The organism is Wolbachia endosymbiont of Onchocerca ochengi (assembly GCF_000306885.1).
Taxonomy (GTDB): Bacteria; Pseudomonadota; Alphaproteobacteria; order Rickettsiales; family Anaplasmataceae; genus Wolbachia.
The window spans coordinates 414,299-437,469 of record NC_018267.1 but is presented as its reverse complement, the minus strand read 5'-3'; the positions used below and the strand labels follow the sequence as shown (position 1 = coordinate 437,469).

15 protein-coding genes and 2 tRNA genes are annotated in these 23,171 nt (G+C 32.2%); 7 read left to right on the top strand and 10 right to left on the bottom strand.

The window, feature by feature from the left end; translation table 11 throughout:
• Positions 1 to 70: 70 nt before the first annotated feature.
• The 4 genes from WOO_RS01670 (at position 71) to rnc (ending at position 3,747) form a co-directional block, all read left to right on the top strand.
• Positions 71 to 967, top strand: coding sequence for a class I fructose-bisphosphate aldolase (locus WOO_RS01670; RefSeq protein ID WP_014868954.1), 897 nt, complete (start codon positions 71 to 73; stop codon positions 965 to 967).
• Positions 968 to 972: 5 nt separating this feature from the next.
• Positions 973 to 1,044, top strand: a tRNA-Cys gene (locus tag WOO_RS01665).
• An 834-nt stretch (positions 1,045 to 1,878) separates the two neighbouring features.
• A complete protein-coding gene (locus WOO_RS01660) occupies positions 1,879 to 2,958 on the top strand; it encodes a quinone-dependent dihydroorotate dehydrogenase (RefSeq protein WP_044135404.1) in 1,080 nt (359 codons plus the stop codon).
• A gap of 81 nt (positions 2,959 to 3,039) precedes the next feature.
• Complete coding sequence (gene rnc, locus WOO_RS01655; RefSeq protein ID WP_014868952.1) at positions 3,040 to 3,747, top strand: ribonuclease III; 708 nt, start codon at positions 3,040 to 3,042, stop codon at positions 3,745 to 3,747.
• A 115-nt stretch (positions 3,748 to 3,862) separates the two neighbouring features.
• On the opposite strand, the gene WOO_RS01650 is transcribed toward rnc, so the two are convergent.
• Positions 3,863 to 3,934, bottom strand: a tRNA-Glu gene (locus WOO_RS01650).
• 514 nt (positions 3,935 to 4,448) lie between these two features.
• Between WOO_RS01650 and gatA the strand changes: the two genes are divergently transcribed.
• Positions 4,449 to 5,924, top strand: a complete 1,476-nt coding sequence (gene gatA, locus WOO_RS01645) for an Asp-tRNA(Asn)/Glu-tRNA(Gln) amidotransferase subunit GatA (RefSeq protein ID WP_014868951.1) — start codon at positions 4,449 to 4,451, stop codon at positions 5,922 to 5,924.
• Between the two features lie 62 nt (positions 5,925 to 5,986).
• Here the strand turns inward: gatA and WOO_RS01640 are convergent, their stop codons facing one another.
• The 3 genes from WOO_RS01640 to WOO_RS01630 all read right to left on the bottom strand — a co-directional run bounded on the left by WOO_RS01640 (position 5,987) and on the right by WOO_RS01630 (position 8,758).
• A complete protein-coding gene (locus tag WOO_RS01640) occupies positions 5,987 to 6,916 on the bottom strand; it encodes an AEC family transporter (protein WP_014868950.1) in 930 nt (309 codons plus the stop codon).
• A gap of 307 nt (positions 6,917 to 7,223) precedes the next feature.
• Positions 7,224 to 8,489 carry a beta-ketoacyl-ACP synthase II gene (gene fabF, locus WOO_RS01635; protein ID WP_014868949.1) on the bottom strand — a complete coding sequence of 422 codons (1,266 nt, stop codon included), beginning with the start codon at positions 8,487 to 8,489 and terminating at the stop codon, positions 7,224 to 7,226.
• Positions 8,486 to 8,758, bottom strand: a complete 273-nt coding sequence (locus tag WOO_RS01630) for an acyl carrier protein (protein WP_014868948.1) — start codon at positions 8,756 to 8,758, stop codon at positions 8,486 to 8,488. Before WOO_RS01630 ends, fabF begins: the two co-directional genes overlap by 4 nt.
• A gap of 151 nt (positions 8,759 to 8,909) precedes the next feature.
• Here WOO_RS01630 and WOO_RS01625 point away from each other — a divergent pair, with 151 nt between their 5' ends.
• Positions 8,910 to 9,641 (top strand): polyprenyl synthetase family protein, encoded by a 732-nt coding sequence (locus WOO_RS01625; RefSeq protein WP_014868947.1) that lies wholly within the window; start codon positions 8,910 to 8,912, stop codon positions 9,639 to 9,641.
• On the top strand, positions 9,634 to 10,539 hold the full coding sequence (locus WOO_RS01620) for an FKBP-type peptidyl-prolyl cis-trans isomerase (RefSeq protein WP_014868946.1): 906 nt from the start codon (positions 9,634 to 9,636) through the stop codon (positions 10,537 to 10,539). Before WOO_RS01625 ends, WOO_RS01620 begins: the two co-directional genes overlap by 8 nt.
• Positions 10,540 to 10,571: 32 nt before the next feature.
• On the opposite strand, the gene WOO_RS01615 is transcribed toward WOO_RS01620, so the two are convergent.
• The 6 genes from WOO_RS01615 to WOO_RS01590 all read right to left on the bottom strand — a co-directional run bounded on the left by WOO_RS01615 (position 10,572) and on the right by WOO_RS01590 (position 21,604).
• Positions 10,572 to 12,068, bottom strand: a complete 1,497-nt coding sequence (locus WOO_RS01615; protein WP_025263947.1) for a proton-conducting transporter transmembrane domain-containing protein — start codon at positions 12,066 to 12,068, stop codon at positions 10,572 to 10,574.
• 1,760 nt (positions 12,069 to 13,828) lie between these two features.
• Positions 13,829 to 15,028 (bottom strand): tRNA guanosine(34) transglycosylase Tgt, encoded by a 1,200-nt coding sequence (gene tgt / locus WOO_RS01610; RefSeq protein ID WP_014868944.1) that lies wholly within the window; start codon positions 15,026 to 15,028, stop codon positions 13,829 to 13,831.
• On the bottom strand, positions 15,029 to 15,529 hold the full coding sequence (gene nuoE / locus WOO_RS01605; RefSeq protein WP_014868943.1) for an NADH-quinone oxidoreductase subunit NuoE: 501 nt from the start codon (positions 15,527 to 15,529) through the stop codon (positions 15,029 to 15,031). It lies immediately after the preceding gene.
• 572 nt (positions 15,530 to 16,101) lie between these two features.
• Positions 16,102 to 17,415 carry a cbb3-type cytochrome c oxidase subunit I gene (locus WOO_RS01600; protein ID WP_014868942.1) on the bottom strand — a complete coding sequence of 438 codons (1,314 nt, stop codon included), beginning with the start codon at positions 17,413 to 17,415 and terminating at the stop codon, positions 16,102 to 16,104.
• 3,008 nt (positions 17,416 to 20,423) lie between these two features.
• Complete coding sequence (locus tag WOO_RS04260) at positions 20,424 to 20,552, bottom strand: hypothetical protein (protein WP_255325509.1); 129 nt, start codon at positions 20,550 to 20,552, stop codon at positions 20,424 to 20,426.
• A 332-nt stretch (positions 20,553 to 20,884) separates the two neighbouring features.
• Positions 20,885 to 21,604 (bottom strand): triosephosphate isomerase, encoded by a 720-nt coding sequence (locus tag WOO_RS01590; RefSeq protein WP_014868941.1) that lies wholly within the window; start codon positions 21,602 to 21,604, stop codon positions 20,885 to 20,887.
• Between the last annotated feature and the right edge of the window lie 1,567 nt (positions 21,605 to 23,171).

Here is a 23,171-nt window from a genome sequence, read left to right as displayed (position 1 = left end):
TCGTTTACAAAACTCTTGTACTAAGCTTTACCCTTGTTATAATTTAAAATTAATTTGAGTTATAGTAACAATGAGTGACAAAGTAAAACAAATTCTAAGTTACTACGAAAGTGAAAACCCTGGGGTAAAAGCAAACCTCACTCGTATTCTCATGCATGGAAAACTTGGCGGAACTGGTAGATTAGTAATTCTCCCTGTAGACCAAGGGTTTGAGCATGGACCAATCAAAAGCTTTGAAGTTAACCCTGATGCTTATGATCCGCATTATCATTTTCAACTTGCAATTGATTCAGGAGTCAACGCATACGCTGCCCCGCTTGGTATGATTGAAGCTGGTGTTTCAACTTATGCCGGAATGCTGCCACTTATCCTAAAACTCAATAGCTCGAACTCTTTACATTCTAAAAGTTTAACTTCCGATCAGGCAATCACTGCTTCTGTAAAAGATGCACTGCGTTTAGGCTGTACAGCTGTTGGATTCACCATATATCCTGGTTCTGCTAAGTGCTTTGATATGATAGAAGAAGCCTGTGAAATCATATCTGAGGCTAAATCTTGTGGACTCGCAGTAGTACTATGGTCTTATCCACGCGGTGAAGGAATTTCCAAAGAAGGTGAAACAGCAGTTGACGTTATTTCCTACGCTGCACACGTAGCAGCTTTGCTTGGTGCGAACATAATAAAAGTAAAACTTCCAACTATCCACTTAGAAAAAGAAAAAATAAAGGTTGAAAATATTGATTCCTTATCTAAAAGGATTAAATATGTCAGAAAATCTTGCTTTGCAGGAAAAAGAATAATAGTTTTTTCTGGTGGTGAGTCAAAATCAGCAAATGATATATATAATGAGGCAAAGGAAATTAAGCATGGTGGTGGTAATGGTTCAATCATTGGTCGCAACTCTTTTCAAAGAAAAAGAGAAGAGGCTTTATCTATGCTAAAAGATATAATGGATATCTACGCATAAAAATCGGCTAGGTGGCAGAATGGTTTATGCGGAGGATTGCAAATCCTTTTATACCGGTTCAATTCCGGTCCTGGCCTTTCTCGTTTTCTATATCTTGAAAAACTACTTAATTTAGCAGTATTTTTAGTGACTAACTTACCTTAACAAACCTAAGTCTACCTGGTTATGTATTGAGTTCAAAATCTCAATTCCTTTAGCAAGTTAACAATCTTGCCACAGTTTTAGTTGTAACTACCAAATCCTGTATTACACCCATTATAAGTTCCCAAAATGGAAGATAATATACTTACTCGTTGCACTAACCACACCACTATTTTCAACAGAGAAATTGCTTGCTCAAAAGTTTTACTATATGACCTAAATTCAATAACCTCAGCGCATTTACTATTTTATAAAGCATTAACAACAACTACTTTAGACGTTAATTTTTCATTAATCAACGCCATTTACAGCAATTCAAAAAGTATGTCTCCCTTGCTCGTACTATAATGTTTTTTTCTTTACTTCCTAAAGTAACTATCTCGCACCATTAAGATAAGAAAATTATAACATATCAACACTGCTTAAGAAAAATAATCCGCCATGATTTTACAACCAGAAATCATACCTTTTATAACATAATTACTTTCTTAAACACTAAGCCATTGGTTTCCAAAAAGATAGCCAGTGTTTCTATTAAATTCAGAAATTTTAATACCAAGCTAGACCGCCTCATAATCTCAATTGAAGCAGTACTGAACAACTTAAGTGCTCAGAGCTAAATTTTTTGAAGTCTCTCACTATCGAAATAAGAAGAAGAATCAGATAATAGCAATAATAAACTTTGTGAAAAAAGCTTTTACCTATTATTTACAAGTAAAATCAATGAGAACACCTTTTTAAAAATTACGGCTATGCTTCCACAGTATTTTATGATAGAAAATAAGTTGAAGAGTATCATTATAGGAATGACACTACATAACTTACTGCTTTTGTTACCACCTGAAATTGCCCATTCATTGGTAATCATGATTCTAAAAAAGATACCTTACAAAAAACCCACAGAACACCTACCTGAGTCTTTAAACGTAAACTTCTTTAATAACAAACTTAAGAGCCCCGTAGGTCTTGCTGCAGGTTTTGACAAGAATGCGGAAGTTATAAGCTCCATGCTCTCATTTGGTTTTGGGTTTATTGAAGCTGGAACTGTAACTAAATACCCCCAATATGGAAATAAAAAGCCAAGAATCTTCCGGTTAACCCAAGATGAAGGAATAATCAATAGATTGGGATTTAACAATAAAGGAATAGGTTACTTTCTCAAACAAATAAACAAAATTAGGCTTAATAATGACATTTTTGGAATCAATATAGGGAAAAATAGCATATCACAAAACAAAATCAGTGATTATATTGACCTAATAAAGATGGTACATGGAAAAAGCAACTATATAGTGCTGAACATTTCATCTCCAAACACACCCAATTTACGCAACTTGCACAATAAACAAGAATTATCAGAATTACTGAAATCCATAACTCTAACCAGGCAGTCAATTAACAGTGCTAAATATACTCCTATAATGCTAAAAATCTCACCAGATATAGACCAACAAACGAAAGAAAACATTGCTGAGCTTGCATTAGAATATAAAATTGATGGCTTGGTAGTAAGCAACACTACAGTTAATCGAGATAATCTGTACTTTCATTATAATGAGAGTGGTGGACTGAGTGGCAGGCCGTTGTTCAAACTTTCAACTGAGCTATTGAGTGATATGTATAAACTTACCAAAGGCAAAATGTTATTGATAGGGTGCGGAGGGATTTCAAGTGGTATTGATGCATACAAAAAAATAAAGGCAGGAGCATCTTTAGTACAACTATATACTGCTCTCATATATCACGGACCTCAAATCGTGAATAAAATCAATCTGGAGCTTGCAGAGCTAATAAGAAGAGATGGACTTAGTAACATCAGTGAGGCAGTGGGTTGTGATTGTGAGTTTTAGCAACTTTATTTTAATAGAATAAAACTAATTTTCTGATATAAAGGTATAAAATAGGAAGTGTTTCTTTCCAAGATAACAAACATGCAAAACTTAAACGATACTATATCCGAAATTATTAACTATAGGTTTAAAAATTATTCTATTCTAAAAGAAGCATTAACCCATCCAAGCTTAAATAAACGAAACAGCAAAAACCAAATTGAAAATTATGAAAGACTAGAGTTTCTAGGTGACAGTATTCTAAATATGGTTGTGTCTACTATACTATTTAAACTCTTTCCTAAAGAAAAAGAAGGGAGGTTGGCAAAACGAAAAACAGACTTAGTCTGTGGTAGTACTATTGCTAATGTTGCCAAAGTGATAAAATTGGGTGATTTTATTATCATGGATAACAGTGAGCAATGTAATGGAGGAAAATACAACCTAAAAAATTTAGAAAACGCACTTGAAGCACTAATAGGTGCGATTTACATTGACGGCGGATTTAGAAATGTTGAAAGATTTGTCACCCAATATTGGGAAAAGCTAGCTAAATATATGCTCAATCCCCCTCAAGACCCTAAAACCTCGCTACAAGAATGGACACAGAAAAATAAACTACCCTTACCAAAGTATGAACTTAAAAAACAGACTGGACCAGCACATAATCCAGAATTTACTATATCAGTTTACATAAAAAATCATGGCAGAGTTTCTGCATGTGCTTCTAGCAAAAAGGTTGCCGAACAAAAAGCTGCCGAGTTAATGATAGGAAAAATTAATAATAGTAAGAAAACCAATTTAACTTAAGCAATCAACCTAAATATCAAAGAAGCCAAAAACAAGAAATAAAAACTTTCTGGCCAAAAAATAAAGCATTTCATTGCTTCTAGATATGACACCAACCATACTAGTTAGCCCAATATGACTCTTACGGGATTTGAACCCGTGTTACCACCGTGAAAGAGTGATGTCCTAACCACTAGACGAAAGAGTCAATATGCAATTGACTAAGTTATATTGATTACTCATATAAAGTCAATTCAATTGTTTTATAGCAAAACAAAGAGTAAAGACTACTTTTACAAGCTAACCTTGCTTGTTGCATAGTAAGTTAGCTTATAGCTAAGGTTATAAAACGACCTATTGAAAATTCTTTCTTCTACAATCAATTTAGTCAAATTTAAGAATAGTAATTCACTATTTACATTAGTGGATTTAATTATATTAAAATAAAAATGGCTAATAAATTCTAAATTTTAACAACAAACACTATATTATTCCAATTCTAAGAAGCTTGGAACACTGTGTTTTGCTGCGGAACTATCAAATCACAATATTCATATGATATACATTGAGATGATACTTCAAAAGTATGCTATCAACTTTAATTATAAACTCATTTTGGTAATCCAAGTTACCTTAATTACATTTCTAGCTATAACTATAAATGTATAGACCCTTTATCCTATTGTTGTTATAATTAATGTTTTGCTAAAAATTGAATATTAATGAATGAACTAAGAAAGTTAAGCATTACAGAGATGCGTGATGGGCTCAATCGAAAAGATTTTTCCGCTGTTGAACTTACAGAGGTACATATCAATGCAGTTGAAGATGAGAAACTAAATGCATTTGTAACAAAAACTCCAGAAATAGCAATAAAAGCCGCTAAAGCAGCAGATGAACATTTTTCAAAACAGAAAGACGATATAACTCCACCGCTCATGGGCATACCAGTTGGGGTCAAAGATTTATTCTGCACAAAAGGAATAAAAACAACAGCATGTTCAAAAATGCTAGAAAACTTCGTTCCTACTTACGAATCTACAGTATCTAAATTGCTTCTAAAAAGCGGAGCAGCCATGCTTGGTAAGCTTAACATGGATGAATTTGCTATGGGCTCCGCAAACACAAACAGCTGGTTTGGTCCTGTTGAAAATGTTTGGACTAGGAAAAGTGATGGGGAAAAGGTTGTACCTGGTGGATCATCTGGCGGATCTGCATCAGCAGTTGCCGGATTCTTATGCGCTGGAGCACTCGGAAGTGACACCGGTGGATCTGTACGCCAACCAGCAGCTTATTGTGGAGTAGTTGGAATAAAACCAACCTATGGGAGGTGTTCACGTTTTGGCATGATCGCATTTGCAAGTTCTTTGGATCAAGCAGGAGTTATAACCCGTTCTGTCTCTGACTCAGCATTAATGCTGGAAACAATTTGTGGCTATGATAATAAAGACTCAACATCAAGCGAAAGGCTAGTACCTAAGTTTTCTAGCCTTATAAGTGGTGATATTAAGGGCAAAAGCATTGGTATACCAAAAGAGTATAGAATGGATGGAATTTCAGAAGAAATCGTCCACTATTGGGAAAAAGTTTCTTCCAATTTAAAAGAAAGCGGTGCTAAAATTGTTGATATTGCCTTGCCATACACTAAATATGCAATACCAGTCTACTATTTAATCTGCTCTGCTGAAGCTTCATCTAATCTTGCTCGCTACGATGGTGTGCATTACGGATTCAGAGCTGATGCTGATACCCTTGAAGAAATGTACTCACTAACAAGAGCAGAAGGTTTTGGAAAAGAAGTGAAAAGAAGAATCCTCATCGGTGCTTATGCACTTTCTTCAGGTCATTATAATGAATATTATGAAAAAGCACAATGTATTAGAGCATTAATCAGGAATGATTTTATAAAAGCATTCGAGAAAGTAGATTACATACTTGTTCCATCCGCTCCGACAGAAGCTTTTGGCTTAAATGAAAAGCCAGACCCGATAATTATGTGCATCAATGATGTTTTTACTGTACCAGCAAGTTTAGCTGGCCTACCTGCTATTTCTATTCCTGTTGGACTTTCTAGTGAAGGGCTACCACTTGCTTTACAAGTAATTGGAAACTATTATGATGAAGCTGGAATATTGAATGTAGCAAATGTAATCGAGCAAAATTGTGGTAGGATAATTGAACTACGTAGCTTAGTTTGATATAAGACCATATTCAATCAGTAGTCAGTGTACATATAACGTCACACTGTCCAAGTTTCTAATCAAAAAGGAATAAGTTTAGCAAAAAATAATGATATCATTAGTGGGACGTAAAACAGTCCCACTGTGGTACTTATGAGAAGTAATAAAGTAGCTCTATCTGGTTGATAATTTAAAATATTAGCAAGTACCACACTAGATCCGGAAACTGGAATAATAGCTAGCAACATCAGTGCTTTATATATACTCTCGTCGTATATACCTATAATATGTTTGTCTATCAGAACAATTCCTAAAACAAATAATGGCCAGAACACGTACTTTGCTGTAATAGTAGTTAAAGCAAGCTTCCAATCTATTTTAAAATTTGTAATTTGTACAATACTCACTCCAAACAGCACCATTCCTAATGTAATAAATGTACTTCTAATATTCATCATAACATCTATCAAAAAAGCAGGTATTTGCACATTGCATATACTTAAAAAAAAGCCTAAAATCATCGCATAAGATGAAGGAAGCCTGAACAATCTTAACATACATTCTTTCGCAGTATATATACCATTTGCAGCTATATAAAATCCTAAGCTATTTTCAAACAGCGCCATTCCTATATAACAGACAACATATACAGACACTGAATCTTCATCAAATAAAGTCATAGCAATTGGCAAGCCAAAATAACCCATGCTTGTACTGCCTGAGCTAAATGCTAATATATTTTTCGTGTTATCTTTAAATAGAAAAGAAGAAAGATAATAAACCGATAAGGACATAGTGCTACCTATGAACCATATTAAAATCGGCAAAGAAATTACCTTTAAATTAACCTCTGTATGGGATACTCCATATAGAATTACTATTGGATTAGCTATATAAAAAAGTATTTGAGATATAGTATTTTTATCAACTTTAAGGTATTTCCCTGCCAAACAACCAATCAGTATTGTAATATAAACAGGCAATATTTTAAGAAAAAGGGTAAAAAACATATTAGCCTAAATTACAATCCTTTTTGATATTTTTTACTGATAAAGTGACATTAGATCTTAAGATATTGCAAAAGTAAATAAAATTTATTCCTCAACTTATCTAGGTCACAATCGACTAAAAAAGCTTCTTGAATATCTTTCAATAACAATAAGCTTACTGAAAAGCAAAATTTATTTCCATCTAAACTTCACTATGCACTTTTAGATGGTATAAGATAGAAAATTTATAAAAAGTAACTACTCTATAAAATAAGAGAACTCTATGTTTGTATATTTTAGCTATAAACAATTCCAGTAAAAAACTGAATTATACTTGTCCAAAGATAAGTGATGCGTTAGTGCCGCCGAAGCCAAATGAATTAGAAAGTACATATTGAATTTTGTGTTCTTGAGCCTTAAACGGTACAAAATTTAAATCACATCCTTCTGAAGGCTTATGTAAATTTAAAGTTGGTGGAGTAATTCCGTTATTTAATGCAAGGATGCTAAATATTGCTTCAACGCTCCCTGCAGCGCCAAGCAAGTGCCCTATAGAAGACTTAGTGGAAGAAACCGGTACTTTATAAGCATGTTCACCAAATAACCGTTTTATTGCTATCACTTCAATTTTATCTCCAAGCGGTGTTGAAGTGCCATGTGCATTAATATATCCAATTTGATTTGGGTTAATTTGCGCACTCTTTAAGGCAATTTGCATTGCTTTGAATGCACCCCTTCCTTCTAAATGTGGCGATGTAATGTGATGTGCATCCCCTGTTAGTCCATATCCAACCAATTCAGCATATACTTTTGCTTCTCTTTTCCTTGCATGTTCATATTCTTCTAAAACTAATACACCTGCTCCTTCACCCATAACAAATCCATCACGTTCTTTATCCCATGGTCTTGAAGCTTCTTCAGGCTTATCATTAAATCTAGTTGATAATGCCTTCATAGATGCAAAACCCGCAATTCCCACTCTACACAGAGCACTTTCTGATCCACCTGCAATCATTACATCTGCTTCGCCAAGTTTTATAGTTCTTGCTGAGTTTATTATTGCATGTGCACCTGTTGCACATGCAGTTACTGCTGAATCGTTTGGGCCCATAAATTTATATTTAATAGAGATATGACCAGATATCAAATTTATTAAACTTGCAGGAACAAAAAATGGACTAACACGTCTAGGTCCTTTTTCCTGCATAGTAATTACATTTTCTTGAATTGATGAAAGGCCACCTATACCGGAACCAACAGTAACACCAATACGTTCCCGATTAATATTTTGGCTTTCTAAAATTAGTGAATCGTCTACTGCCTGAACAGCAGCAGCAATACCATAGTGAATAAAACGATCTGTCCTTTTTAGATCTTTTTTAGAAACATAATCTAATGAATTAAAGCAGTGATCAATATTATCATGTTGTAAGGGAACTTGTCCTGCAACTTTACAAGCAAGATCAGAAGCATTAAACCTGCTGATCCCTCTTACACCAGATTTACCATCTATTAACTTAAGCCAAGTATTTCTAACATCTGTTGCCAGTGGAGTAATTAAGCCAACACCAGTAACTATTACTCTTCTGTTCATTTACCACTAACTATTTGTTTTTTTACTACATAATCAACTATTTGTTCCATAGTTTCCATTATTTGAGCATCTTCATCAGGAATTTCTATTCCAAACTCTTCTTCTGCTGCCATAATTATCTCAACTGCATCTAAACTATCTGCTCCATGCTCCGAAAGCTTTGAAGAACTATCAAACTTCTCTACATCTTTACTAATGTGTTCTAACACAATCTTTTTCACTTTTTCTTCTATGTCTTCTCTAGTACTTTTTGCTAGTTCGCTATCCATTTTTTACCAAAAAATAACCTATCCTTTGATGTTATAAAAAATCTTTATGTTTGCAATACCTTTTATGATTGATAAACTATCACAAAGCTTTTTACTGCTCTAGCTAAGGCATATTTTAGTATCATACGCTAAAAAACTAATAAATTCAAAAATGTTAGACAAGTTAATAAAAAGTTTACTTATCGCAGAAACAGATAAAATTTTATCTAAAGTTAGCCAAAACAAGCATATATTAGCAATGCACTACGTGCTTTTCGCTCCCACAAAACACATAATACGTCCACTTTTAATTACAGCTCTGTCACAAGTGTTCAATTCAGAAGCAATATCAATTGCTGTAGCAGTTAAATGTGTTCACACCCACTCCCTGATTCAGGATGACTTGCCATATATAGACAATAGCAATAATAATAGCAAAAATCAGCTAAGCTGCTGCTATAAGAAATTTGATGAAGCAACAGCAGTGCTTGTTGCTGAAGATGCACCTTTTACTCTCGCTTCTGAAATATTATCTTCACCAAATAAGGATAGTAATAAGCGCCATGAAATCATAAAATCACCATCTCAGATGATAGGAACTAAAGGAATGGTAGGAGAGCAAGTTTTAGATTCTGATAAAAACTTTGGCAAAATAAAAAAAATGCATCTGATGAAAACCGCAAAACTACTTGCAGCTCCATGTAAAATAGGTGCTATAGTAGGAGATACACCGGATAAACAACGTAGAGCATTATATAACTATAGGATAAATCTTGGGCTCATCTTTCAAGCTGAAGATGATACTGAAAACTACGAACAAGCTTTAAACAATCTCAGCAAACTCCGAGGAAAACACTGGTCATACCTATATGACTTATTGAATCAAGCAAAAAAAGATGGCTAAAAAAATTGTATTACAGTTGATTGTTTCCATGATAATAATTTTTACCTTAACTTCCGCTTTTGTATTTATTATAGTACACATAAATAAAGGCAAACCAGAAAAAAAGGACAAGCTTTATGAGATAAGTACTACCCATGATAGCTTAGTGCAGACGATAGCATACTATTTAGTGAAACCAATACTTGAATCAGCATTTGACCGTTATATTAAAAAGTATGGGATAACAGAATATTTAGAAAAAATAACACAGCAAAAAAGAGAGGAAAATATGATAAGCTTTTACGAAATCACAGAAGGCAACGGCAGCAAAGCTTTATGCGGTCAGGAAGTCCTATTACAAGTGTATAAAATATCTAACAATCTAGCAATACCACTTTTGAATCAAGTCTCTAATGTCACTTTTAAAATAGGTCAAAACAACTCGAAAGAGTTAAGTTTGGGAACAATAGGTATGAAGGAAGGAGGAGAACGTGTAATTACTGTAAACAGTACTACTAATAATACCGAAGCGAGCATTAGTTCTTATTATGTTAAACTACTTGAAGTAAAAGATAAATATCCAGATCTAGTAAATAATATGATGATTTTTGATGATCTAATTGACAAAACCGGGAAACAAGTAAAGTGCGGTGACGAAATATCGATTAAATATAGCGTAATGAGGCATGATGGTAAATATATAATCAAAAATCAAACAACACAGTTGAAGGTTGGTGATAAAAAAGTACCACTTGCCATAGAGCTTGGAGCTATAGGAATGAGAGCTTTTAATAAAAGAACTATCATTTCTCCACCAGAACTCTTAAATATTACTGATAGCATGTCAATCAAAGATATAGGTTTCGACAAAGAACATATTTCGATAATTCATCTAAATCTAGATACCAACTCACAGTAGAATTAAAGTTCTAAAGCAAAAAGACAGATACTTTAAAATATTATTTGATAACTAAAGAAAATAACAAAAGTACATATTGCAGTAATAACCGGTGGTAAAACTAGAAAAATAGGTGTTTTTTTAATGAAAAACCTTTGGGAAGGTTTTAAGAAAAAAGCATTGTAAATTATTGGCAAAAAGTACATAGCATTGAGTATAGTGCTTACAATCAACAGAAGAATCACAAATATAATAAGTGATAAATCGCCGGAGTCAGAGACAGCTTGGAAAATGAGAAATTTACCCCAAAAAGTTGGAGCAGGTGGCACCCCTATCATAGATAACGCACCTATAGTAAATGCTATCATGGCAATTGGCATACTACGTCCTATGCCATGAATTCTATCCACATATTTCTCACCTGTTTTCGTTATTATGCTACCTGCAACAAAAAATAAAGTGATTTTTGCAAACGCATGACAAACTAACTGAAAAATTGCAACCTTTGCACTGAAGTCGCTAAGAATTGAAGCGGATAATATAATATATGATAATTGAGAAACGGTAGAGTAAGCAAGCAATTTTTTTAATTCTTTCTGCTTGAGTGCAATCAGCGAGGCAGCAACAATGGTAAACCCCGCAACATATGGCAGCCATCCTCCAGCAAACCAATTTTGTTGTGCAAAGCGTTGCAGATTACCGATACCGAAAATACACAATATAACTTTTATGATGATAAAAGCTCCGGACTTCACAACAACAACAGCATGCAGCAAAGCACTCACGGGAGTTGGTGCAACCATTGCTTTGGGCAACCAAAAATGCATTGGCATTAGTGCAGCTTTGCCTATTCCATAAATCAGCATAGTAAAACATACTGCAGTAAAAGTAATGAGTGAAGTGTCAAATTTAAATATTCCATCGCTTACAAAGTCTAAAGTATGAAATTCACTGTATAAGAAACCAAGAACTGGAAAAAATAGTACTAAGGAAGAAAAAAATAGTACGCCAAAATAATAGCGTCCAGCTATCACTGATTCATTTGTGGCATTATAGGTAACAAGAGGATAGGTACTGATAGTTAAAAGCTCATAAAAAACAAATGTAGTAAGCAAATCTCCGGAAAAAGCAATAAACATCGCACAGCTAATCGATACCGAAAAAAAACATAAGAAACTTGAGTGATTACTACCAGGATAGTTACTCTTCATATAGCATACTGCATATATACTGGTTAATATCCATAAAAATGATATTAATAAACTAAATATTATTCCTGTAGACTCTAGTTTTAAACTAATATGTAAATTATTACCAAAATCAATGAGGATAAATTGAAAATAATCACTATATGCCCAATATAAAGTGCACAGACACGTATACGTAAATAGAAGTACAGAAGAGACAACAGTAATACTGTTACTTACTCTAGGCCATCTACCGGTAAAAAAGATAATTACTGCACCAAGCATCGGAATCAATGCAGTAATTAACAAATAATTTTCAGTAATAAAAAGCGGTAAGGAAAGAGATGTTAAAACATAGTCCATTAAATGATTCATCTTTCTGCTTAGGCAAAGCTAGAATTATACTCAAATTACAGAAAAGTGCCACTTTTTTAGTAAATTAGTTTTATATATTATGATATTTATCATATGGATGAAATAAGAGACGGGTACCAACTACTCTCTCATATAACTTAACCCAACCTAGATAAGTTTTTCTAATTTGTCATATATATCTTACACATTATAAAATTAAACAATGTGTTATCAAATCATCAACTTTTTTCAATAGCTTTAGCTTTATCCCCCATCTTCACTTTTTCATATGGCTTTCAGAAGCAATAATAGTCTTCTGCTTAAATTTATATTTTTCTTTATAGCCTCCTCCTATAGAGTTAAAATTCACACCTATTTTTTTATAAATTACGGCTCAACAACATTAATACCTTTTGTTCCAGCTGGTTGCCTTTATAACTACTTATAAGATCTTTGATCTTTTACCTTTCTTTTCATAACCAGACTACGGCGTCAATAGTATACTTTTATTTTAGAGATTTACATTGGTTTATTTCCTTTGACAGTAACTTCACTTTTCCTCTATTACACTATTGCCTTGCTTTTCAATTTTCGTTATCATTTTCTTTCGAAGAAATTACAAATAGTACCTATTATTTTTTGAATAACAATCTCTAAAAAAACCCTTGGTTGCCCTGAACTTGTACTAAGAGAAATAATTTAAAATACATATTCATTTTCCACTTAGTGATAATTCCTCAGGTAGATTTTATTTGCTTGATAGGTCAACGCTGCATAATGTCTTGAGTGCATTAATCTTGTTTATCCTTCAGACAATAATATACCTTTAACATCCTCTTTTTTTACTCCTAATCTCATCAACAACTATACCAGTACTTGATTCCTTTTTCTTAGTAAGCAATAATGATAATAACTTTTTTTAACAATGACTATGAATACCTAAAATTTCGGTATATAGGTTCTTACATAGGTTGCATTAATAAATTCTTGTACTTTTTAGATAATTAACACCTCCTACCATTTCACCATTTTCATTTATAGTGCCTACCACCCTTAAATTTGACTTTTTGTATTTCTTTATTTAATACTCAGCCTACTTTTTTCAAGGCCATTCCTCTTTTTTATTTATTAATTTAATAATTTTATTAATTTTCTTTATACTATTTATACTATTATAAACCAAAAACAGATCTTTAGCAACTTCATGTTTGTTTTTATGTTTCACAATTGCCTTATAGATAGTGTAAATCTTCTCTAACTTAACTCTGTTGTTCTATGAGTCTTTTTGGAAACATAATATAATAATTCTCTTAGAAATCACTAAACATAAAAATACCAACTGCTTGCTCCTTAAACAAACTTAAATAATCTTCCATTATTTTCTTTCATAGCATACATATGACGATACAATATTGACCTTTACTCTACTTGAAAGTGCAGATTACAGTACAGGTTTCAGCCTTTTTTTTATTTCACCTTCATCCTTTAAAAACCTTCCTATTCATTATTAGACACTCCATTTTTTAAACCATAATCTCTTTCTATTTACTAGTAAAACGACTATACATGCATCCATTAGTAACAGTATTACCAAAATTGAATATTAATAAAATATCATCTCCTTTAGCCATATCTTCATCTTATAATTTTACCGATCAAGAATAAAAAGGCCAATACTAACAGGTTAATTATCTATTGTAACAATTTCAAAATCAATAATAAGAAAAAAAAGCTAACAGCATGAAGAAAAAACTTAAGAAGAAACAAGGTTACAAAATGACGGTTTCACTAACCCAGTTACTCCTTTCCTGATTTAGTCTATTATTCAATATCGCTTGTCTTATTGATTTCATCAGTTCATTCATAAAGAAAATATTGTGAATAGTAATAAGAGTGTAGGCTAGCAGTTCTTTAGCTTTTAACAAATGGTATATATAAGCTCTTGAATGCTTTCTGCAAGTAAAACATAGACAGTCACTTTCAATTGGACTATTATCCAGTTTAAATTGTTGATTTCGTAAATTAATATGCTCTTTGCACTTCGAAATAATAGAATTCCTATTTTTCACTTTAATAAGCGCACCACCATGTCTTGCTAAACGAGTTGGATGTACACAATCAAACGTATCGATTCCAAGCCCTACTGCATGAAAGATATCCACAATTCCACCAATACCAAGCAAATGAGTAGGTCTCGTTCTTTTTAAATGTTCCATAGTAAAAGAAACTATATCATGCATTTGCTTCTTACTCTGACCAAGAGATCCACCTATTGCTTGACCAAAAAATGGTAAATGATTAATAAAATCACAATTCTCTCTACGCAAATCTTGATACACTCCGCCTTGACTAATTCCATATAGTGCTTGTTTGCCATTATTATTTCTTTTAAACTCATTCAAAGAACGCTCAGCCCATTTATGGCTCATAAGCATTGATTTCTGTGTATATTCTTTGCTAACGTGAAACGGGGTACATTCATCCAAAACTAAGATTAAATCTGCACCTAACTTTCGTTGAATTTGAATAGACTTTTCAGGAGTTAAACAATAACTTTTACCATTGATGTAAGAACGAAAAACTGCTCCATACTCATCAACTTTGACTAGAGTTTTTTGTTTTTTTCTTATTCCCTTTATCTCTTCTGAAACTGATCCGTGTCCTAAGCTAAATATCTGGTATCCACCAGAATCAGTTAGCATCGGCCCATTCCATCCTATCATCTTGTGCAACCCACCAAGTTTTTCTACGGTATTCTCTCCTGGTTGAAGCATTAGGTGATATGTGTTAGACAGTATTACTTGAGTGCCAGCTTCGCTGACTCTCTCGATATCTGAAACTCTAATTGCAGCCTTTGTCGCACAAAACATAAATGCCGGTGTTTCTATATTTCCACTTGGAGTTTCAATAGTACCAACTCTTGCAGAACCTAATTGCTTAGTTATTTTAAATGAAAACTTTCTTTTCATCTACTTATTTGAAAGTTCTACTACAATGTTCTCTACTTTTTGAGGAGTAAGATTTTCATAAAAATCATTATTGATCTGTACAACAGGAGCACTAACACATGCACCAAGACATTCAACTTCCTTTAAAGTAAACAGATTGTCTTTAGTGGTCTCACCAACATCAATTCCTAGTTTCTTTTTAAAGGCATCTAGAACTTCTTCACTACTGCATAACCAGCAAGGAGTTGTTCTGCAAATTTGTACAAGATATTTACCCACTGGTTTTAAATTATACATAGTATAAAAATTTGCTACCTCGTACACACGAATATGTGGAATACAAAGCATATCAGCAATGTAGCACATTGCAGATCTAGGAACCCATCCACATTGTTCTTGAATCAAGTATAGCAAAGGCATAACAGCACTACCCTCTCTCCCTTTTGGATACATCTTTATAAACTTTTTTGCCTTCTCAAGATTTTCCGATGTAAAACTAAATTGTCTTTCTTTTTCTTTCATCTATAAAGATTACATAAGTCTCAACAGATTATATATTTGAATGATCAATAATTGCAATTAAACTTCTTGTATAACCTAGAAAGAAGTAGATATTTTAAATATCGTATTTTCTACAACACTGCGATTCAGCTGTTCTTAAATTCCCTTAATAATAAAATATCAAAAGCTTTAATAAGCAGAAAAAGGCAGAAGAAATCCTCGCCAGTACTTACTTCTAGCACTAGCGTTTTTTCTAAGCCTTAAAGCGCTGCAATTTAGCTACTCTTAAACTGTATCAGATATCCTAAGTTTAAATGCTCAGAAAAAAAACAAAAGAAATCCTCATGCAGACAGTTATTTATTATTCTCTAATCCTGTAAATTGATGTTCTCATTTTTTTAACGTTCTATAAATGCATTTCAGCTTGTATGGATAAAAACTAAAATCTAGTAAAGACATAAAGCCATAAAAATAAAATATAAGACACTAATCTCGTAATACTTCCATCACTTGACCTGCAAAGGTTGAAGATAATTCAATATCTTTATTAGTATAATAATAGGAGTTAGCAAGAAATTTGTTAAAGAATTTTTCTATGAATTATTCCAAGAAGCACAGCTACGCGCTCTGCCTTTAAACAGAGATAAAAGCACAATTACTACAAACAACACTCCACCAATAACTGATATAGCTCCACCCGCAATAAAGCAGGTACGTGCTAATATTGATGAAATACTTGGCAAATCCGCAACTTTTCTTAAGGCACTGTATCCACCAAGCCAAACAAGACCAGTAATATGAAGAAAATGTCCAAAGCCATAGGCATAAATTTGCAATTTTACCACAAAGTTTTCTACCTCTTTACAGTTCAGTTTTGGTAATAACCAATAAACAAAATTCATAAAAGCTATAGTGATGCCAATTACAGAACCGTGATAATGAGCAGGAATGGTAACATTTCCTTCAACAGTTAGTACTCCAAGTATGCCTCCATAAGTGAACAACACAAATGAGTGTAATAAATAACTGTTCTTATCATTAAGTAAGCTTTTTATACTACGACACACTAATATTGTTAAAAAACACGGCAAAATTGCTCCAGCAGTTCTCATATGCCAAGTAAAAAACTGTATCAATTCAGCACTATTCACCGAGTAAATAGAATATATAAATGGTCCACATACAGCCAAGATCATATTTATAAATAGTGGCAAAATAGCAATTTTATTGTTTGAAGTTAGATTGACACTGGAACTCAACATTATCAAATAAACTAAAAACATTCCTTGAGTAAAAGCAAATTGCAGCAAATGTCCACTTCCCCAAAAGAGATATTCGTAAAATAAATTTTTATCTAAGTGATATAAATCTACAGGCATGTTTCTGTGAGCTAGAACAAGGCAAAGGAACGACGATACAAATATAATAACTAACCCAACTTGCCCAACAAAAAAGTATGAGACTTGCCTATTTAACATACAGGTAAAAGCTGCATTTACCAATATGCTGATAATAAACAAACTAAGCCCAAACAAAAATAATTTGTTTTGTAACACGGGAATATAGTTGCTCTTAATAACTTCAGTACCCGGAACAAATGCTGACACAAATATCAGTAGCATGGAAAGGGTTGACAGAACCCATAAAAAGCTAAGCCAATTATTGGTGTTTTGTAGGTTTATAATAAAAAGTAAAGATATTATAGAACACATCCATACCAAAATTGATAAATTCACATGTATCACTAGTGCATTATCAAAGATATATTGTGCAGAGGGAATGAGAGAGAAAACAAAAGGCAACCGCAGGAAAACAACAATTATCGACAGTAGCCCAGAACAAGCAAGAGCGCATACTGCCAAAAATATCCATCGTTTGCAAAGTGAAATGTTATCTTGTATAAGCACAGCTATTTTCCCCTTTTTATTTTTTGATCGATAAAGTACTATAACATTAATATAGAGTAATTTTTCGATGATTAATATAACTCTATATCAGTCCGTTCCACTAACAATTTAAGTGAAATACAAATAATATCACAACAAAGTAGGTTGTATCTTTCATCATGAAAATACCATATCCACCTTTGGTTAATACTACAATAGCGTTGCTATTAGCATTAGTCTGGGCCGTAGATATTTCCTTTTAGCAGCCCATGCTTAGGCATATTTAATAATAAAAGTTATTGTAGATTGTCCTTTAACATCAAATGTAGGTAACTCTTTTCATAAAACAGCAATTCCCTTCATATCTATATATACTAATATCATGCTCACTTAAATGAATTATCAAATTACACAACTATTTTTGAAATTAAGATAGGTTCCACCTTCGTAAAAATATTGTTAAATTAAGTATTACCATATTATTAAATCAAAGTAATAGTTACTATAAAAATAACTCCTATAGCAGTTTTATTAATAAGGTTAACAATTTGATAAACTATGTTCTAAATATTATACAAATTATAATTAATAGCTTTAAGCCGCATGCTAGTACTTTGTATCAAAGTTTATTTTTTTGTAAGCAAATATCAACTTTATTTTACAGATACATGATTAGAGCTTAGCTCAAGTACTTACTGGCAAAATGATAGATGTACTCTTAAACATCATTACAAGGTTATTTTCAAACAGATACCAGGAAAATCATCTTTATGGATCCTCATAGCAAAATTATTAAAGCAAAACAGAGAACCTTAATAGCCAGGCATGCCAATTTTCACTTTCTATGCCTTCTCATTTATAACTGTACAAATACTTAATTTATTATTTTCTAACTAAAGAAAGAGTTAAGGATTAATAACTACCGAATACTTTTTTCCTTTATTACGATTATTAACATAGCAATAGCTAATTCTCTTTGGATGATAGCGAAAAACTTTTTACGATTTTCCAATCGTAAGTAAGAATTACTCAAGCTCTAAGAACAATCACTTTCACTCATAAAATTTTTAAGATCAGCTAAATATTATAGATCTAGCCATTAAAAAAAACCAAAACTACTTTTGATAAAATTCATTTCCATTATGAATAATGCAATACTAATATTTAGAAACAAGCTCATGATAATTGAATCTAACCAAAAAGTAGAACCTGTTGATTATTGGGGTAAAGGCAAATCAACATTCTGTAACCCTAACCTCTCAGGTTTTACGATGTAAAGTCTAGAAAATTTTAATTAACGGCAAGATATTTCCAACATAACAGAGTTCTTTACACAAAAGAGTAAAAACGATTCCACAAGATTCATCACTTTTTCATATAACTCTGTTAAAATACTCATTATGACAAAATATAGGCTAGTGATGATGAAGTTGTAGAGGCTGTTAAATGTTCACACGCCGATGGATTTATTTTAAAATTGCCTCAAGGTTACGAGTCACTTGTTAAGAGAAGAGGTGTAAAATTTTTGGATTGGTAGAGGTAAAGTATTACAATTAGTAAAAGCAATTTTTTTAATTGCACCTATATTAATTCTAGATTAGACAACATCACAACTCAATTCTGCAAGTGAAAATAATATCCAAAAATTTCCATATGAATCATATATAAGATGAAGTCTATCATAGTAATAGCACATCTCCTATCTATGTTTTTGCATATAGACCGCATTTCAGTACTTAATTACTTAATTATGTGACAAGATTATAGAAAACTGCATGAACTAAAAACTTCTTGATAAAGACGGAATGTATAAAACTCTATAGGATGCATAAATTGAAGATTTTTACCAAACAAAAAGGGAAATGAAAAGTGAATATGTATAGCGCTAAAAAAAGTATACTAAAAAGTAAAAGTAAGGCATTTTAATTTGGATAATGTCTACTACGTCCATAAACTATGTAGTGGATTTATCAAATGAAGCTGGACTAAGACATAATCTTAGACCCGTGTGAAGAGGTCATTTTCTTTGATCAACACATCCAAGACTTAAAATTTAGATATAAGAGGATTGAATACTTGCGAAAATATTGCACCATTATTAACATTTTTAAAATTAATTTTTCATGGCTTTATAAAATTCCTCGACCCAAAACTTGACTACATGCTACAGCAATAAACAGAGCAATGTTCGTGAGAACTTTTATTGAAGATGAAAGAGGATTTTTTTTGAAATTAATTTTTAGGAGCAGGTTTCAAACTACCTCAAGTGATTCTACTTAATAGATATGGTCATAAGCGTTAAGGGAAAATTAACACAAGACGCTAACTTGTCCAATAATATGGAAGCATGCCGCTGCTATTCTTTCACTTCTTCCAATAGAACCCAATTTTTCTGCAGTTGTTGTTTCTATATTACAAATTTACAATCAATATAAGGCAACATTTTAGGCTCTTCACAAACTATAGTAATGTCTAAATTAGATACACGATCCTCTTCCTTTAGCTCTTGTAGCAGCAAAGCTTAGAAAATAAGATGAGTCACAATCTTTCCAATTAGCAAAATTAGAAGGAAAACCCCTATATCATCATATTCTAGCGTTCCCGATATTGCATCAACTATTGCGTGTATTATCGCATCACCATCGCGAATATACTTCTATTACTATATAGTGCTCAATCTCTACAGCACAAATTCTTACAAAATTCCTGAGTTCATCTTGAGTTTTGATAAACTTATATATATGACAATCCGTTCCAACAACACGATATTTTGGTTATTCAAGAAGGAGATTTACCATACAAATATCTTCTTTTATAGTTAACTTGAAATTACTTTTTTCACCTCCAATAACTACAACACATTTTTGTACTCTACCACAAGCGATGAACCATCAGTAAATTTTTTATTTAACCGACGGCATAATAGTAATTTTTTAAAATCAAAGATTTGAGGAGTTTATACCACTCTAAGTTTCTCTCTTAAAATCATGAATTCGACAGAACCATCATTTATCATCAACATAGTACTTTCAACTTCTATTGCCTTGGACTACTTCAGCATGCCGACCATTAATCATAAACTGAGCTAAGCTATCTATTAGAACATCTAACGCAAACAGCCTACAGGCATCGTGCATAATGACAAAATCATGGTTCATTTCTTTTGCAAACTCTCAAGTCCCAATTTAACTGAGTTTTACCTAATTTCTTACCCGTATACTGACCTCAGAATTTAGTATCTATAATTGATGATATGATGATATAGCTTTCTTATAGAAATTTTCATAATCATTCGTTAATGACCACTATTACATAATCTATATGCTAGTTAGCTAAGAATTTTCTGACTGTATGAAACAAGATAGGTTTACCTGTTAGCTTTATACACTGCTTAGAAACTGCACTATTTTGCATTTATTGCTCCTCCCGCTGCAATTATTAATGCTGCTATCTTGTACTCCTTAAATCTGTTAGTATGTATACAGATTTCCTAATTACTGATTTCAGAATTGTAGGTTTCTTCAACTTGTTGTATAATTTTATAAAAGTAATCAAAATCTAGGCTTGCACTACCAATCAAAACTCCTGATAAATTTGAGATCCTAAGCAAACTTCCTATATTTTCCAAACTAACTGAACCACCATATATAACCTGTTTTTCACCAATACAGGATTTTATTACCTCTATTACCTCAGCAATTTCATCATTGCTTGGTATATACCCTGTACCTATTGCCCACAACGGTTCATATGCTACAGTATATTCACTATGTATCAATAAGCGGTTTTTGCATTGATATACTATTACTTCCTTTGTTCTCCTACTCTTATAATTTTCTGCATTTTCACCTACACAAATAATTGGGTGTAGACCAGACTCTATTGCTATTTCTGACTTAAGTTTTATTTCACTATCTGTTTCGTTGGTTCTTTCAGAATGTCCAAGTATTACATAAGTACATTCTAATTCTTTTAACATCCTTGCACTAACCTCACCTGTGTAAGATCCATATTTTTTATAATGGCAATTCTGTGCTCCTATATTAATATTATCGCTTAGCTCTATGGCATCTGGCAATGATGTAAAAGGTGGACAAACCACGATCTTAGAGGTAATTCCATTGCTCTTATTGTTAAGTTTATTTATAAAGTCAACAAACAAAGACCGCGTTCCATTCATTTTCCAATTTGCTACAATTAAAAAAGACATCAACTTTACTTATATAGATAACGAACAATATTAAAGCTAATTTCCCTCATGCTTAATTGTTAATTTAACGAAATTGACTATACGTAAGGTGTAACCTCATTACCTTTACTTATAATCAAAGGCATATACTTAGTTATATAAAGTAACAAAAACAAATCAAGTCTATTAAATAGAATAGAGTCAACAAAAAATTTTTTACCATTACTCACTTTTACTAAATTTTTCTTTCATTGGAGCTTTCCTGAATTCCACTTATCCAACTTATAACCCATTCAGTCTCTGTTTCCACTCTTTAAACAGTTATTTTAACAGAGCTTCCCATTATCCAAAACTACCGGTGATTGCAAGAGAAATAAGTACCAACATCACAGAGTAAACAATTAGAAAAGAGTATGGATTTATAGAGCTCTTTTATGGATTCTCATAAGAAGACATTTCATTAGCATAATGAGCTATACAAAAAAGGAAAAGAAGCACTATATGAAAAAAAAAGAAAAGTCACTACGCTTGCAAATAGGGTACTGAAAGATATAGAAAGGACAATATAGCATTAGAGAGTTTTTTGGTGTATGGATAAGCTAAGTACAGATAAGAAACTAAAAAAGAGGTATTTTAATATCTCCTGATGAGATAAGGTTAATATGAAAAATAAGTATAATCTTGAAACTTTTAAAAAGAAATCAAAAAGCACTTAAAGCAAAAACAGTTCAAGGTGAGCTTTTTAAATACTTAACAGAAGACAATTTGCTATTCTAGAAATGACTAAAGTACAAAAAGAAGCATAAGGTAAAATTGAGATACAATATTCAAAATATTTAGCAATCAAGATACTTAATTATATGCAGGTAATAGTCAAGTCCACTCGGCCAATTTATCAGCAGACATTTATTGATACTTATTCATAACTTAAACTTACCAAATTGTATATAAACAAAATAGCTATTATATGGCTATAGATTTTCTCGACGACAGAGTCATTTCACTTTTTAATGAGCATAAAATTTCATTATTATAAACTCTAACTGATTAGAAGTATAAAATATTGTAGCAAGCCTAAAAACCATATTTTATCAGCTATATTTGGAATTAGAAACATTAACCATTTTAGTACAAAGCCAATTCCCCATAAATAAATGGTATGTGTATAAGATTACGTGAAACTATGTAAGATAAGTGTTACCACATTCTTTTCAGAGAAAACTAATTCACAATTCTTTAGAAAATTTATAAGTAAATGTTGATCAGGTGCTATATTCTTACAATGAAACAACGGCTTTCCTTAAGAAAAAATATTGTTATGAAGAATATCCATGCAGACTTTTCTAGATACTAAGCACATTACTTTTTAAAAAAAACATCTCTATTCAGAGATATAATAGAAAAAAACTAAACAAGCACAATTGTTAAAATAAGGTAGGCTAAACTTAGAAAAAATGTAATCACTTCTTAATATTTTATAAAATCCAATAAGAAAAATAGACTTCTGAAACTATAACATGTTTTTAGCCATACTCAGTAAACAAATACGGTTTTTTACCTTTTTTCAGTTTCGATAAACCGTCTTATA

Bases quoted from the DNA above. Each gene is read 5' to 3' on its own strand.
- WOO_RS01660 (WP_044135404.1), top strand. From the start codon at position 1,879: ATGATAGAAAATAAGTTGAAGAGTATCATTATAGGAATGACACTACAT.
- tgt (WP_014868944.1), bottom strand. From the start codon at position 15,028: ATGAAAAGAAAGTTTTCATTTAAAATAACTAAGCAATTAGGTTCTGCA.
- WOO_RS01620 (WP_014868946.1), top strand. From the start codon at position 9,634: ATGGCTAAAAAAATTGTATTACAGTTGATTGTTTCCATGATAATAATT.
- rnc (WP_014868952.1), top strand. From the start codon at position 3,040: ATGCAAAACTTAAACGATACTATATCCGAAATTATTAACTATAGGTTT.
- gatA (WP_014868951.1), top strand. From the start codon at position 4,449: ATGAATGAACTAAGAAAGTTAAGCATTACAGAGATGCGTGATGGGCTC.
- WOO_RS04260 (WP_255325509.1), bottom strand. From the start codon at position 20,552: ATGAACCATGATTTTGTCATTATGCACGATGCCTGTAGGCTGTTTGCG.
- WOO_RS01670 (WP_014868954.1), top strand. From the start codon at position 71: ATGAGTGACAAAGTAAAACAAATTCTAAGTTACTACGAAAGTGAAAAC.
- fabF (WP_014868949.1), bottom strand. From the start codon at position 8,489: ATGAACAGAAGAGTAATAGTTACTGGTGTTGGCTTAATTACTCCACTG.
- WOO_RS01640 (WP_014868950.1), bottom strand. From the start codon at position 6,916: ATGTTTTTTACCCTTTTTCTTAAAATATTGCCTGTTTATATTACAATA.
- WOO_RS01625 (WP_014868947.1), top strand. From the start codon at position 8,910: ATGTTAGACAAGTTAATAAAAAGTTTACTTATCGCAGAAACAGATAAA.
- WOO_RS01630 (WP_014868948.1), bottom strand. From the start codon at position 8,758: ATGGATAGCGAACTAGCAAAAAGTACTAGAGAAGACATAGAAGAAAAA.
- WOO_RS01615 (WP_025263947.1), bottom strand. From the start codon at position 12,068: ATGGACTATGTTTTAACATCTCTTTCCTTACCGCTTTTTATTACTGAA.
- WOO_RS01590 (WP_014868941.1), bottom strand. From the start codon at position 21,604: ATGTCTTTTTTAATTGTAGCAAATTGGAAAATGAATGGAACGCGGTCT.
- nuoE (WP_014868943.1), bottom strand. From the start codon at position 15,529: ATGAAAGAAAAAGAAAGACAATTTAGTTTTACATCGGAAAATCTTGAG.